At 67.5% G+C, this 13,481-nt stretch carries 10 protein-coding genes and 1 riboswitch; of the genes, 9 read left to right on the top strand and 1 reads right to left on the bottom strand.

From position 1 onward, the window contains the following. The first annotated feature begins 27 nt into the window (after positions 1-27). The 7 genes from lhpI to GJV37_RS14310 all read left to right on the top strand — a co-directional run bounded on the left by lhpI (position 28) and on the right by GJV37_RS14310 (position 7,829). Entirely contained in the window at positions 28-1,746 is a 1,719-nt protein-coding gene (gene lhpI, locus GJV37_RS14340) for a cis-3-hydroxy-L-proline dehydratase (RefSeq protein WP_193452677.1), read from the top strand. Continuing rightward, on the top strand, positions 1,746-2,411 hold the full coding sequence (locus GJV37_RS14335; protein ID WP_065086602.1) for an amino acid ABC transporter permease: 666 nt from the start codon (positions 1,746-1,748) through the stop codon (positions 2,409-2,411). The genes lhpI and GJV37_RS14335 overlap by 1 nt, the downstream gene beginning before the upstream one ends. A gap of 11 nt (positions 2,412-2,422) precedes the next feature. Next, complete coding sequence (locus GJV37_RS14330) at positions 2,423-3,073, top strand: amino acid ABC transporter permease (protein ID WP_024764660.1); 651 nt, start codon at positions 2,423-2,425, stop codon at positions 3,071-3,073. Beyond that, positions 3,066-3,788: an amino acid ABC transporter ATP-binding protein gene (locus GJV37_RS14325; protein ID WP_024764659.1), complete on the top strand. Its 723-nt coding sequence runs from the start codon at positions 3,066-3,068 to the stop codon at positions 3,786-3,788. Before GJV37_RS14330 ends, GJV37_RS14325 begins: the two co-directional genes overlap by 8 nt. A gap of 170 nt (positions 3,789-3,958) precedes the next feature. Further along, positions 3,959-4,990: a trans-3-hydroxy-L-proline dehydratase gene (locus tag GJV37_RS14320; RefSeq protein ID WP_193452676.1), complete on the top strand. Its 1,032-nt coding sequence runs from the start codon at positions 3,959-3,961 to the stop codon at positions 4,988-4,990. A 114-nt stretch (positions 4,991-5,104) separates the two neighbouring features. Next, the gene (locus GJV37_RS14315) at positions 5,105-6,022 is read left to right on the top strand and encodes a dihydrodipicolinate synthase family protein (RefSeq protein ID WP_024764657.1); all 918 of its coding nucleotides are present in this window, start codon (positions 5,105-5,107) and stop codon (positions 6,020-6,022) included. Positions 6,023-6,251: 229 nt separating this feature from the next. Continuing rightward, positions 6,252-7,829 carry an aldehyde dehydrogenase (NADP(+)) gene (locus GJV37_RS14310; protein ID WP_170859209.1) on the top strand — a complete coding sequence of 526 codons (1,578 nt, stop codon included), beginning with the start codon at positions 6,252-6,254 and terminating at the stop codon, positions 7,827-7,829. 102 nt (positions 7,830-7,931) lie between these two features. Here GJV37_RS14310 and GJV37_RS14305 read toward each other — a convergent pair whose 3' ends face one another. Next, positions 7,932-8,936, bottom strand: a complete 1,005-nt coding sequence (locus tag GJV37_RS14305) for an Ldh family oxidoreductase (RefSeq protein ID WP_024764655.1) — start codon at positions 8,934-8,936, stop codon at positions 7,932-7,934. A gap of 244 nt (positions 8,937-9,180) precedes the next feature. Between GJV37_RS14305 and dxs the strand changes: the two genes are divergently transcribed. Both dxs and GJV37_RS14295 read left to right on the top strand, forming a co-directional pair. Next, a complete protein-coding gene (dxs, locus tag GJV37_RS14300) occupies positions 9,181-11,091 on the top strand; it encodes a 1-deoxy-D-xylulose-5-phosphate synthase (RefSeq protein ID WP_024764654.1) in 1,911 nt (636 codons plus the stop codon). A gap of 19 nt (positions 11,092-11,110) precedes the next feature. Further along, positions 11,111-11,449: riboswitch (cobalamin riboswitch) on the top strand. A gap of 89 nt (positions 11,450-11,538) precedes the next feature. Beyond that, positions 11,539-13,395, top strand: coding sequence for a TonB-dependent receptor domain-containing protein (locus tag GJV37_RS14295; RefSeq protein WP_193452675.1), 1,857 nt, complete (start codon positions 11,539-11,541; stop codon positions 13,393-13,395). Positions 13,396-13,481 lie beyond the last annotated feature (86 nt).

The raw sequence follows: 13,481 nt of genomic DNA, 5'->3' as shown, positions 1-13,481 counted from the left end.
GACTCACGCCTGACAGGGCGGGTCCTGATGGGGGGTAGCGCCGAAGGGGCGCTACTCCATGCCGACACCGGGCTGAGCTTCTGGGGAGGCGTAGAGCCTTTCACGGGCGAGGTCATCGACCGCCACCATCCGCTCTCCGGCAGCTTCCTGCCCGGGCGGGTGCTGGCGATTCCCAGCGGACGCGGCTCCTGTACCGGCAGCAGCGTGATGCTGGAAATACTGCTCAACGGCCATGCGCCGGCAGCCCTGCTGCTGGCCGAGCCGGACGAGATCCTCACCCTCGGCGTGCTGGTGGCGCAGGCGTTGTTCGGCCGCTCCATACCGGTGCTGTGCCTGGGCCACGAGGCTTTCGAGCAGTTGTCCACGGGCGCCTGGGCCCGTATCGAAGACGGACAGGTAACACTCACCGCCGAGCGCCCTGCCGATAGCTGGCAGGGCGTGATGGCCAGCGACGCCGGGCCACTGCCGGAAGGCCTGGCACTCACCGCCGGCGACCATGAACTGCTCGACGGCAAGCGCGGCAAGGCCGCCCAGGCCGCCATGCAGATCGTCCTGCGCATGGCCGCGCTGCAAGGCGCGAAAGACCTGCTCGACGTCGCCCAGGCGCACATCGACGGCTGCATCTATACCGGCCCCGCCAGCCTGCGCTTCGCCCGCCAACTGGCGGACTGGGGCGGCAAGGTGAAGGTGCCGACCACCCTGAATTCCATCTCCGTGGATCACCGCCGCTGGCGCGAGCTGGGCGTCGACAAGGCCTTCGGCGAGCCCGCCGCCGCGCTGGGCGATGCCTACATGGAGATGGGCGCGCAGATGAGCTACACCTGCGCGCCCTACCTGCTGGACAGCAAGCCGAGCCTCGGCGAACAGGTCGTGTGGGCCGAGTCCAACGCCGTGGTCTACGCCAACAGCGTGCTCGGCGCGCGCACCCTGAAATACCCGGATTACCTCGACATCTGCATCGCCCTCACCGGCCGTGCGCCGAACGTCGGCAGCCACCGCGACGAAGGTCGGCTGGCCGTGCTGCGGATCGATGTCGAGCTGCCGGCCGAACATGACGAGTCGATCTTCCCGCTGCTCGGCTATCACATCGGCGAGCTGTGCGGCACGCGCATCCCGGTGGTCGACGGCCTGCAGCCGCTGGCGCCGGACAGCGATGCGCTGAAAGCCTTCGGCGCAGCCTTCGCCACTACCTCCGCTGCGCCGATGTTCCAAATCGCCGGCGTCACCCCGGAAGCGCCGGACGTCGCCACCGCACTGGGCGGCAAAGCCCCGCTGCAACACCTGCGCGTCACCCCGGCGGACCTGATCGCTTCCTGGCGCGAACTGGACCACGCGGCAGAGCCCAGCGTGCAACTGGTGTCCCTGGGTAACCCGCACTTCTCCGCCAGCGAGTGTGCCGAGCTGGCCAGGCTGGTCGCCGGGCGCCGCAAGCATCCGGGTGTCGCGCTGGTCGTCGCTCTCGGCCGCGCCGTGGAGGAAAAGGCCCGCGCCGCCGGCGACGTGAAGGTGCTGGAAGACTTCGGCGCGCAACTGCTCAACGACACCTGCTGGTGCATGATCGGCGAGCCGGTGATTCCGCCGTCCTGCACCACGCTGATCACCAATTCGGCGAAGTACGCCCACTACGGTCCGGGCCTGGCCGGGCGCCAGGTGCACTTTGGCAGCCTTGCCGCCTGCATCGAGGCGGCCTGCAGCGGGCGCGGTGACGGTGGCGTCCCGAGTTGGCTGAGCGAGGGGGTGCGCTGATGTTCAACTACAGCTTCCACTGGCGCTCCGCCTTCAAGGCCCTGCCGGACATGCTCGGCGGCGCCTGGGTAACCCTGGAAACCGCGGCGCTGTCGATGATCCTCGGCGTGCTCATCGCGCTGCTGCTCACCGTCATGCGGCAGATGAAGAATCCGTGGCTGAAGGGCTTCGCCGACACCTGGGTATCGATCGCGCGCAACACGCCGTCGCTGTTCCAGATCTACATCCTGTACTTCGGCCTGGGCTCCTTCGGCCTGCACGTCAGCTCCTGGGTGGCGCTGCTGGCGGGGATCACCTTCAACAACGCCGGCTACCTCGCGGAGAACTTCCGCGGCGGCCTCAAGGCCGTGCCGGACACCCAGATGCGCGCCGCGCGCTCGCTGGGCATGAGCGCCTTCCAGGCGTACCGGATGATCATCGTTCCGCAGCTGCTGCGCATCGTCTATTACCCGCTGACGAACCAGATGGTCTGGGCGGTGCTGATGACCTCGCTGGGCGTGGTCGTGGGCCTGAACAACGACCTCACCGGCGTGACCCAGGACTTCAACGTGCGCACCTTCCGCACCTTCGAGTACTTCGCCCTGGCCGCGGTGCTCTATTACCTCATCGCCAAGGTCATCGTGGTGGTCGCCCGCCTGCTGAGCTGGCGACTGTTCCGCTACTAGGAGAAGCACGCATGTTTTCCACGAGCTTCACCGTCAATGACCTGATGTTCCTGCTGCAAGGGGCCTGGGTCACCGTCAAGCTGACCGTCGGCGCCATGCTCATCGGCACCCTCGCTGGCGTCGTGCTGGGCTGGCTGCGCGCCACCCTGCCGCGCGCCACGATGCCGGTCGGCTGGTTCCTCGACATCTTCCGCAGCGTGCCGCTGCTGATCCAGTTCGTGCTGTTCAACTCGCTGAAAAGCATCGTCGGCCTGAACTGGAGCGCCTTCACCGTCGGCTGCCTGGTGCTGGGCGTGTACGCGGCGGCGTTCTGCACCGAGATCATCCGCAGCGGCATCCTCGCCGTCGGCCCGAACATCCGCCGCGCCAGCCGCTCGCTGGGCCTCAGCTACTGGCAGGACCTGCGCTACATCGTGCTTCCGCTGGCCGCGCGGGTGGCCTTCCCCGGCTGGCTGAACCTGGTGCTGGGGGTGATGAAGGACACCGCGCTGGTCATGTGGATCGGCATCGTCGAACTGCTCCGCGCCTCGCAGACCATCGTGACGCGCATCCAGGAACCCCTGCTGGTGCTGTGCATCGCCGGGGTCATCTATTACCTCATGAGTTGGGTCGTGGCGCGCCTCGGCGCTCGGCTGGAACAAAGGTGGCAGGAAAATGATTGAAATCGACAACGTGCACAAAGCCTACGGCGATCTGGAAGTGGTCAAGGGCGTCAGCCTGACCGTGAAGAAGGGCGAGGTGGTCTCGATCATCGGCGGCTCGGGTTCGGGCAAGTCCACCCTGCTGATGTGCATCAACGGCCTGGAGCCGATCCAGCGCGGCAAGATCCGCGTCGACGGCATCGAGGTCCACGCCAAGACCACCGACCTGAACAAGCTGCGGCAGAAGATCGGCATCGTCTTCCAGCAGTGGAACGCCTTCCCGCATCTGACCGTGCTGGAGAACGTCATGCTCGCCCCGCGCAAGGTGCTCGGCCTGTCCAAGGAAGAGGCCGAGGCGATGGCGGTGAAGCAGCTCAAGCACGTCGGCCTGGGCGACAAGCTCAAGGTGTTCCCGCAGAAGCTCTCGGGCGGGCAGCAGCAGCGCATGGCGATCGCCCGCGCGCTGGCCATGTCGCCGGACTACATGCTGTTCGACGAAGCCACCTCGGCACTCGACCCGCAACTGGTGGGCGAGGTGCTCGACACCATGCGCCTGCTCGCCGAAGAGGGCATGACCATGGTGCTGGTGACCCACGAGATCCGCTTCGCCCGCGATGTGTCCGACCGCGTGGCGTTCTTCCGCGAGGGGCTGGTACATGAGATCGGCACGCCGGAGCAGGTGATCGGCAATCCGCAGCGGGCGGAGACGGCGGAGTTCCTCCGTTCGGTGAACTGACAAGAGCCCCTCACCCTGACCCTGGCTGCGCGCCCCGCTCCTCAAGCGGGAGAGGGGACTGATCGGTGCAGGATGAAACCACAGCATCAGCCGGCACGGCCTGCCCCCTCTCCCTCTGGGAGAGGGCTGGGGTGAGGGAGGCCGGGCTCCACAACGTAGGGAGAAAGACAATGCGTTCGAGCAAGATCATCCACGTCGTCAGCTGCCACGCCGAAGGCGAGGTCGGCGACGTCATCGTCGGCGGCGTCGCCCCGCCGCCGGGCGATACCGTGTGGGCACAGTCGCGCTTCATCGCCAGCGACAACACCCTGCGCAACTTCGTCCTCAACGAACCGCGCGGCGGCGTGTTCCGTCACGTGAACCTGCTGGTCCCGCCGAAGGACCCGCGGGCGCAGATGGCCTGGATCATCATGGAGCCGGCGGACGTGCCGCCCATGTCCGGCTCCAACTCGCTGTGCGTCAGCACCGTGCTGCTGGACAGCGGCATCCTGCCGATGCAGGAACCGCAGACGCGCCTGACCCTGGAAGCGCCGGGCGGCCTGATCGAAGCCGTGGCCGACTGCAAGGACGGCAAGGTGCAGCGCGTGGAAGTGCGCAACCTGCCCTCCTTCGCCGACCAGCTCGATGCCTGGATCGAAGTGGAAGGCCTCGGTTCGCTGCAGGTGGATACCGCCTACGGCGGCGACAGCTTCGTACTGGCCGACGCGCACGCGCTGGGCTTCACCCTGCACGCCTCGGAGGCCGCCGACCTGGTTGCCACCGGCCTGAAGATCACCCAGGCGGCAAACCAGCAACTGGGCTTCAAGCACCCGGAAAACCACGACTGGGCGCACATCTCCTTCTGCCAGCTGACCGCGCCGGTGGAGCGCATCGACGGCGTGCTGAACGGCCGTAACGCCGTGGTCATCCGCCCCGGCAAGATCGACCGCTCACCCTGCGGCACCGGCTGCTCGGCACGCATGGCGGTGCTGCATGCCAAGGGCCAGTTGAAGGACGGCGAACGCTTCGTCGGCCATTCGATCATCGATTCCAAGTTCCACTGCCGCATCGACGGCCTCACCAGCGTCGGCGGCAAACCGGCGATCCACCCGTGCATTTCCGGCCGCGCCTGGATCACCGGCACCCACCAGCACCTGCTCGACCCGAGCGATCCCTGGCCCGAGGGCTATCGGCTCTCGGATACCTGGCCGAACGGCTACTGATTTCCCCCTAACCGATTCCACCCCTGATTCGCCGCGTAGCGGCACCCGACGACGAAATGCTGCGGGATTTCCTTCAGACGTTTCGTATACGAAATACGACAATTGGAGAGCAACATGAGCAAGAAGGTCAATTGGAGTGGCGTGTTCCCCGCGGTGACCACTCAGTTCAACGATGATTTCTCGGTCAACCTGGAAGCCACCCACAAGGTGATCTCCAACCTGGTGCGCGACGGCGTCTCCGGCCTGGTGGTGTGCGGCAGCGTGGGCGAGAACACCTCGCTGACCATCGAGGAGAAGATGGCCGTCACCGAAGTCGCCAAGGACGCCTCCGGCGGCCGCGTGCCGGTGATCTGCGGCATTGCCGAGTTCACCAGCCACGGTGCCTCGCAGGTGGCCAAGGCGGTGCAGAAGGTCGGCGTCGACGGCATCATGGTGATGCCCGCGCTGGTCTACTCCTCCAAGCCCCATGAAACCGCCGCGCACTTCCGCAGCGTGGCCACCAGCACCGACCTGCCGGTGATGGTCTACAACAACCCGCCGATCTACAAGAACGACGTCACCCCGGACATCCTCATCTCCCTGGCCGACTGCGAGAACATCGTCTGCTTCAAGGACAGCTCCGGCGACACCCGCCGCTTCATCGACGTTCGCAACGAAGTGGGCAACCGCTTCATCCTCTTCGCCGGCCTCGACGACGTGGTGCTGGAGAGCATCGCCGTGGGCGCCGAAGGCTGGATCTCGGGGATGTCCAACGTCTTCCCGCAAGAGGGCGAGACCATCTTCCGCCTGTGCAAGGCCGGCCGTTACGAAGAAGCCATGCCGATCTACGAATGGCTGATGCCGATCCTCCACCTCGACGCCCGCCCGGACCTGGTGCAATGCATCAAGCTCTGCGAAGAGATCGCCGGCCGCGGCACCGCCCTCACCCGCCCGCCGCGCCTGGCGCTGCAAGGCGCGGACCGCGAGCACGTGGAGACAATCATGGCCAAGGCACTGGCGAATCGGCCGAAGCTGCCGGATGTCGGACTCTGAGTGGAGATTGAACCACCCTCACCCTAACCCTCTCCCAAGGGGAGAGGGGACCGTGCGTACCCGCTAGAACTCCCGTGTTCGCAGGTACGCTCACGGTTTCCGAGCACCGTGCCAGCCGGCCAACTCCAGCGTCACCGGTCGCACGATCTGCCCCCCTCTCCCTCCGGGAGAGGGCTGGGGTGAGGGGCTTTCGTTCCTCGCCTGCACTTTTCCACCAGAGAGCCCGCCCATGACCGCCCAGAACTTCATCGCCGGCCAACGCATCGGCACCGGCAGCATCCGCCTGCAGAGCCTTGACGCCAGCACCGGCGAAGCACTACCGCGCGAATTCCTCCAGGCCACCGAGGCCGAAGTCGACGCCGCCGCCGGCGCCGCCGAAGCCGCCTTCCCGGCCTACAACGCGCTGCCGGCGGAGCGCCGCGCGCAGTTCCTCGACGCCATCGCCAGCGAACTGGAAGCCCTCGGCGACGACTTCATCGCCACCGTCTGCCGCGAGACGGCCCTGCCCGCCGCGCGCATCCAGGGCGAGCGTGGCCGCACCGCCAACCAGATGCGCCTGTTCGCCAAGGTGTTGCGTCGGGGCGACTTCCTCGGCGCGCGCATCGACCGCGCCCTGCCGGAGCGCCAGCCGCTGCCACGCCCGGACCTGCGCCAGTACCGTACCGGCGTCGGCCCGGTAGCCGTTTTCGGCGCCAGCAACTTTCCGCTGGCCTTCTCCACCGCCGGTGGCGACACCGCTGCCGCGCTGGCCGCCGGCTGCCCGGTCGTGGTGAAAGCCCACAGCGGCCACATGGCGACCGCCGAACTCGTCGGCGAAGCCATCGTCCGCGCAGCCGAATCCACCGGCATGCCCGCTGGCGTGTTCAACATGATCTACGGCGCCGGCGTCGGCGAACCGCTGGTGAAGCACCCGGCGATCCAGGCGGTCGGCTTCACCGGCTCGCTCAAGGGCGGTCGCGCACTGTGCGCCCTGGCCGCCGCCCGCCCCCAGCCGATCCCGGTATTCGCCGAGATGAGCAGCATCAATCCGGTGCTGGTCCTCCCCGCCGCACTGGACGCACGCGGCGAGAAGATCGCCCGCGAACTGGTGGATTCGGTGGTCATGGGCTGCGGCCAGTTCTGCACCAACCCCGGCCTGGTGATCGGTATCGCTTCGCCGGCCTTCAGCCTGTTCGTCGCCAACCTGATCGCCGAGATCGGCCAGCGCCCGGCGCAGACCATGCTCAACGCCGGCACCCTGAAAAGCTACGAGAAGGGCATCGCCAAGCTGCTCACCCACCCCGGCCTGCGCCACCTCGCCGGCCAGCCGCAGGAAGGCTCACAGGCGCAGCCGCAACTGTTCCAGGCCAAGGCTGAATTGCTGCTGGCAGGCGAGGAACTGCTGCAGGAAGAAGTCTTCGGCCCGACCACCCTCGTCGTCGAAGTGGCCGATGAAGCCGAGCTGCGCCGCGCGCTGGATGGCCTGCACGGCCAGCTCACCGCCACGCTGATCGCCGAGCCGGGCGACCTCACACACTTCGCCGCCCTGGTGCCGGTGCTGGAGCGCAAGGCCGGGCGCCTGCTGATCAATGGCTACCCGACCGGCGTGGAAGTCTGCGACGCGATAGTCCATGGCGGGCCATATCCGGCGACCTCCGACGCGCGCGGCACATCAGTCGGCAGCCTCGCCATCGACCGCTTCCTGCGCCCGGTGTGCTACCAGAACTACCCGGATGCGCTGCTGCCAGACGCATTGAAGGACGCCAACCCGCTGGGCATCGCGCGGCTGGTGGATGGCGAGACGACACGCAACGCCGTGACTCGCTGAGGGTTCGTCGGCGCGGGAGTCAACTGTCGGCCAGTCCCGCACCGATGCTCAGCCCCGGCCTTGCGCCGGGGCTTTTTTATGCGCGCCTACAGGGAAGTGCCGTTACTCCAGCAGCTTGCGCAAGTCGGCATACAGCGAATCGCTGATCTCTACGCCCTCTTTCAGGCTGCGTTCGCGCGCTGCAAAGCGCCGCTGCGACGGCAGGCGCGCGCCCATGTCGACGATGGACTCGAACAGCGTCTCGGCCCGCGCCAGGTGCTGCGGTGCTTCGGCGCCGAGGAAGCGCGCCGGGTCGATGGCGATCAGCAATTCGCCGTGGTACGGCGAGGACTTCGTCCCTTCGTCGAACACCGTGGACTCGGCACTGGTCAGGTCGCCGATCAGCGGGCCGGCGATCAGCTCGACCATGGTCGCCAGCGCCGAGCCCTTGTGCCCGCCAAAGGTGAGCATGGCGCCGTCGAGCACGGCGCTTGCGTCAGTGCTGGGGTTGCCCTGCGCATCGATCCCCCAGCCCAGCGGAATCGACTTGCCCTCGCGCTCGTGCAGCTGGATTTCACCACGCGCCACGACCGTGGTGGCGAAGTCGAAGACATAGGGGTTCTGCCCGGCGCGCGGCCAGCCGAAGGCGATGGGATTGGTGCCGAACAATGGCCTCTTCCCGCCGGCCGGCGCCACGTAAGCCTGGGCCGGCGTAACGGCCAGGGCCACGAGGCCGTGGGCGACGATCCGCTCGATCTCCACCCACAGCGCCGAAAAGTGCACGCAGTGGTTCACCGCCATCGCGGCGATACCCTGGCTGCGCGCCTTCTCCACCAGTTTCGGCAGCCCCAGATCGAAGGCGCACTGCGAGAAGCCACCCTTGGCGTCCACCCGCACCAGCGCCGGGGCCGGTTCCGACAGCTCTGGCACAGCGTCCAGCGAGACCTTGCCGGCGCGCGCCGTATGGATGCAACCGAGCAGGCGCCAAACACCGTGGGACGTGCAGCCATCACGCTCGCCGGCCAGCACAGTCTCGGTCACGCCCTGCACATGGGGCTCGCTGAAGCCATGGCGACGCAGGATCGCCTCGGACAATTCGCGCAGTTCTTCCAGACTCAGTCGGGTCACGCCATCCTCCTCGATTGCTACAAAAGGCTGCGGCAAACCGCCGCCGGTCGGTCATCGTGCCTACAGTGGCGCCTGGCGCCGGGGCTGGCTTGCCTGCAATCGGCAGGGGCGACGACGATTTCGGCACAGCCGGCGGCCGAATCCCGACCATCCGGTCGTCCGAAGGATTGGCCCCACGTTGCTTGGGCCAATCCGGAGCTTCGGGTAAACTTCCGCATCTTTGCCTCTCATAACGATCAGCCTGATGCCCACGACGTTCCACGAGATTCCCCGCGAGCGCCCCGCCACGCCTCTGCTCGACCGCGCCAGCACGCCGGTCGAGCTGCGCCGGCTGGGGGAAGCGGAGCTGCTGACCCTCGCTGACGAACTGCGCCAGTACCTGCTGTACAGCGTCGGCCAGACCGGCGGCCATTTCGGCGCTGGCCTGGGCGTCATCGAGCTGACGGTCGCCCTGCACTACGTCTTCGACACCCCGGACGACCGCCTGGTGTGGGACGTCGGCCACCAGGCCTACCCGCACAAGATCCTCACCGGTCGCCGCGAGCGCATGGGCAGCCTGCGCCAGAAGGACGGCCTGGCCGCCTTCCCGCGCCGCTCGGAGAGCGAGTACGACACCTTCGGCGTCGGCCACTCCAGCACCTCCATCAGCGCCGCCTTAGGCATGGCCATCGCCGCGCGCATGCAGGGCTCCAACCGCAAGTCGGTGGCGGTGATCGGTGACGGCGCGCTGACCGCCGGCATGGCCTTCGAGGCGCTCAACCACGCGTCGGAAGTGAAGGCCGACATGCTGGTGATCCTCAACGACAACGACATGTCGATCTCCAACAATGTCGGCGGCCTGTCCAACTACCTGGCCAAGATCCTCTCCAGCCGCACCTACAGCAGCATGCGCGAAGGCAGCAAGAAGGTGCTCTCGCGCCTGCCCGGCGCCTGGGAGATCGCCCGCCGCACCGAGGAATACGCCAAGGGCATGCTGGTCCCCGGCACGCTCTTCGAGGAGCTGGGCTGGAACTACATCGGCCCCATCGACGGCCACGACCTGCCGACCCTGATCGCCACCCTGCGCAACATGCGCGACCTCAAGGGCCCGCAGTTCCTCCACGTGGTGACCAAGAAGGGCAAGGGCTTCGGCCCGGCCGAGATCGACCCGATCGGCTACCACGCCATCACCAAGCTCGAACCCGAGGGCGCCCCCGCCCACGCCGTGCCGAAGAAGGCCGGCGGGCCGAAGTACTCCAGCGTGTTCGGCCAGTGGCTGTGCGACATGGCTGCCCAGGACCCGCGCCTGGTCGGCATCACCCCGGCGATGAAGGAAGGCTCCGACCTGGTGGCCTTCGCCGACAAGTTCCCGGATCGCTACTTCGACGTCGCCATCGCCGAACAGCACGCCGTGACCCTGGCGGCCGGCATGGCCTGCGACGGCGCCAAGCCCGTGGTGGCGATCTACTCCACCTTCCTGCAGCGCGGCTACGACCAGCTGATCCACGACGTCGCGGTGCAGAACCTCGACGTGCTGTTCGCCATCGACCGTGCCGGCCTGGTGGGCGAAGACGGCCCGACCCACGCCGGCAGCTTCGACCTCTCCTACCTGCGCTGCATCCCCGGCATGCTGGTGATGACCCCCAGCGACGAGAACGAACTGCGCAAGCTGCTCACCACCGGCCATCACTTCGAAGGCCCGGCGGCGGTACGCTACCCGCGCGGCACCGGCCCGAACGCCGCCATCGAAGCCGAGCTGGCTCCGGTGGAAATCGGCAAGGGCGTGGTGCGCCGTGAAGGCAAGGCCGGCAAGGTCGCCTTCCTGGTATTCGGCGTGCAACTGGCCGAGGCACTGAAAGTCGCCGAGCAGTTCGACGCCACGGTCGCCGACATGCGCTTCGTCAAGCCGCTGGACGAGGAACTGGTGCGCCAGCTGGCCGCCAGCCACGAGCTGCTGGTGACCATCGAGGAGAACTCGGTGATGGGTGGCGCCGGCGCCGCCGTCAGCGAATTCCTCGCCCGCGAGAATATCCAGCAGCCGATCCTGCACCTGGGCCTGCCGGACTACTATGTCGAGCATGCCAAGCCTGCGCAGATGCTGGCGGAGTGCGGTCTGGACGCCGCCGGCATCGAAGCCGCGGTACGTGCGCGCCTGCACGTCCTCGGCGACCGCTGAGCACATCCCTCGTCCTGAGTATTGCCAGCCACGGGCGCACCTACTAAGGTGCGCCCGTTTTCGTTCGAGGTAACGGGAAGCAGGTGAAAGACCTGCGCTGCCCCCGCAACGGTAACCGACACGTTCCCGAACCGGATCCTGATCTCGCGAGCTAGAGCAGAACAAGGCGAAAGCAGAAGTGGAAGCGGAGTTTGCTACAGCAAATGAGCATTTCGCTTCTGCTTTCAACGCCGTTATGCCGACGTGCAGCAGATCAGGGCCGGTTCGATTCGTAGCATCGCCATGGCCACTGCAGATTGTGGGAAGGCGGCGATGTGACGTCGGCAGCCCGGAGACCGCCCTCGACACGCCCCGACAGGTGTTGCGGAGGGCCGCACCGTCAAGTGCGGCCTGCCGCCCTTGCCACGCCCTCCTCGAAAGTCATCCGCCCGCTTTTGAGGACGCTCCATGAAACTGACCCGACTCGCCCTGGCCACCAGCCTGCTGCCCGGCCTGGCCTTCGCCGCCGACGACATCTACCGGCTCTCCGACCAGGTGATCACCTCCGCGCGCCAGGCCGAGCCGCGCGCCGAAGCCACCTCGGCCAACAGCGTGTTCACCCGCGCCGACATCGAGCGCCTGCAGGTACGCAGCGTCCCTGACCTGCTCGCCCGTGTGCCCGGCGTGCAGATGGGTAGCTCCGGTGGCGTGGTCTCCTACTCCGTGCGCGGCACCAGCACCGCGCAGACCCTGGTGCTGGTGGACGGCCAGCGCATCGCCTCGGCCAGCAGCGGCATTGCCCGCCTGGACTACCTGAGCATCGACAGCATCGAGCGCGTCGAAGTGACCCGTGGCCCGCGTTCCGCGCTGTACGGCGCCGACGCCATCGGCGGCGTCATCCAGATCTTCACCCGCCGCGGCGAAGCCGGCCTGCACCCGGAAGTGCGCCTGGCCGCCGGCAGCCACGGCACCTTCGAGCGCAGCCTGAGCCTCTCCGGCGGCACCGAGCAGACCCGCTACAACCTCGGCGGCAGCCTGGACGAAAGCCAGGGCTGGGACCGCACCAGCGACAACGTCGGCGCCGACAACGACCACGACGCCCAGCGCAACAAGGCCGTGCACCTGAACCTGGACCATCGCTTCAGCGAGGACTGGAAGGCCGGCCTGAACCTCAACGACCAGCGCGGCAAAAACGAATACGACGACGCCTACAACTTCGAGCCGGGCTCGCCCCGCGACGAATTCCGCGTCAGCAGCTACAGCGCCTACCTCGACGGCCAGATCACCAACATGTGGAGCAGCCGCCTGGAGCTGGGCCGCAGCTTCGACCGCAACAAGGCCGTGGGCGCGGCCGACAGCTGGAACAACGGCACGCTGGAAACCACCCGCCACTCGGCGAGCTGGATCAACCGCCTGCAACTGGACGAGGCCAATCAGCTGGCCCTGGGCGCCGACTGGTACGAGGACAAGGTCGACGGCAGCACCGACTTCGCCGAGGACCAGCGCAGCAACCGCGCCTTCTTCGCCCAGCACAGCTTCAAGGGCGACGACTTCGGCACCGAGCTGGGCATCCGCCACGACAACAACCAGGCCTACGGCAGCCAGAACAGCTGGAACGCCGCCTTCAGCCTGCCGGTCGGCAACAACCAGACCTGGATCGCCAGCTACGGCGAAGGCTTCCGCGCACCGACCTTCAGCGACCTCTACTACCCCGGCGCGAGCAACCCGGACCTGAAGGCCGAGACCTCGAAGACCTACGAGCTGCAATGGCGCGGCGACTTTTCCGGCACGCACCTGGAAGCCGCGCTGTACCGCACCGAGGTCGACGACCTGATCGCCTGGGACAGCACCAGCAACCAGCCGGAGAACATCAACAAGGCACGCATCAATGGCTTCGAGGCCAGCGTTGCCCGCGAAGTACTGGGCTGGCAGGCCGCGCTCGGCCTGAGCCTGATCGACCCGCGCGACCGCGATACCGGCCACACCCTGCCCTACCGCGCGCGCCGCACCCTGAGCCTGGACCTGGATCGCCAGTTCGGCGCCTTTGGCGTCGGCAGCACCTGGCGCGCGGTCAGCCAGCGCTACGACGACGCGGCCAACACCCGCGAACTCTCCGGCTACGGCGTTCTCGACCTGCGCACCAGCTGGCTGGCCAGCAACGAAGTCCGCTTCGACCTGAAGCTGGATAACGCCCTGGACCGCAACTACACCCTGGGCGACTACCTGCGCCCCACCAGCCCGAGCGACTTCATGGGCGAAGCCCGCCCCTACCGCGAACCAGGCCGCACCGCGCTGCTGGCGGTGACCTGGACGCCGGAGCTGTAAGAAAAGCGGCCTGGCGGCCCCTCACCCTAACCCTCTCCCGGAGGGAGAGGGAACTGACCTGGCGTCCGGCGAACGCCGTGCCCCCC

It is taken from the genome of Pseudomonas nitroreducens (assembly GCF_010994165.1).
In the GTDB taxonomy this organism is placed as follows: Bacteria; Pseudomonadota; Gammaproteobacteria; order Pseudomonadales; family Pseudomonadaceae; genus Pseudomonas; species Pseudomonas nitroreducens.
Note: the sequence above shows the minus strand (reverse complement) of the source record. Positions and strands in the feature narration are given on the sequence as shown.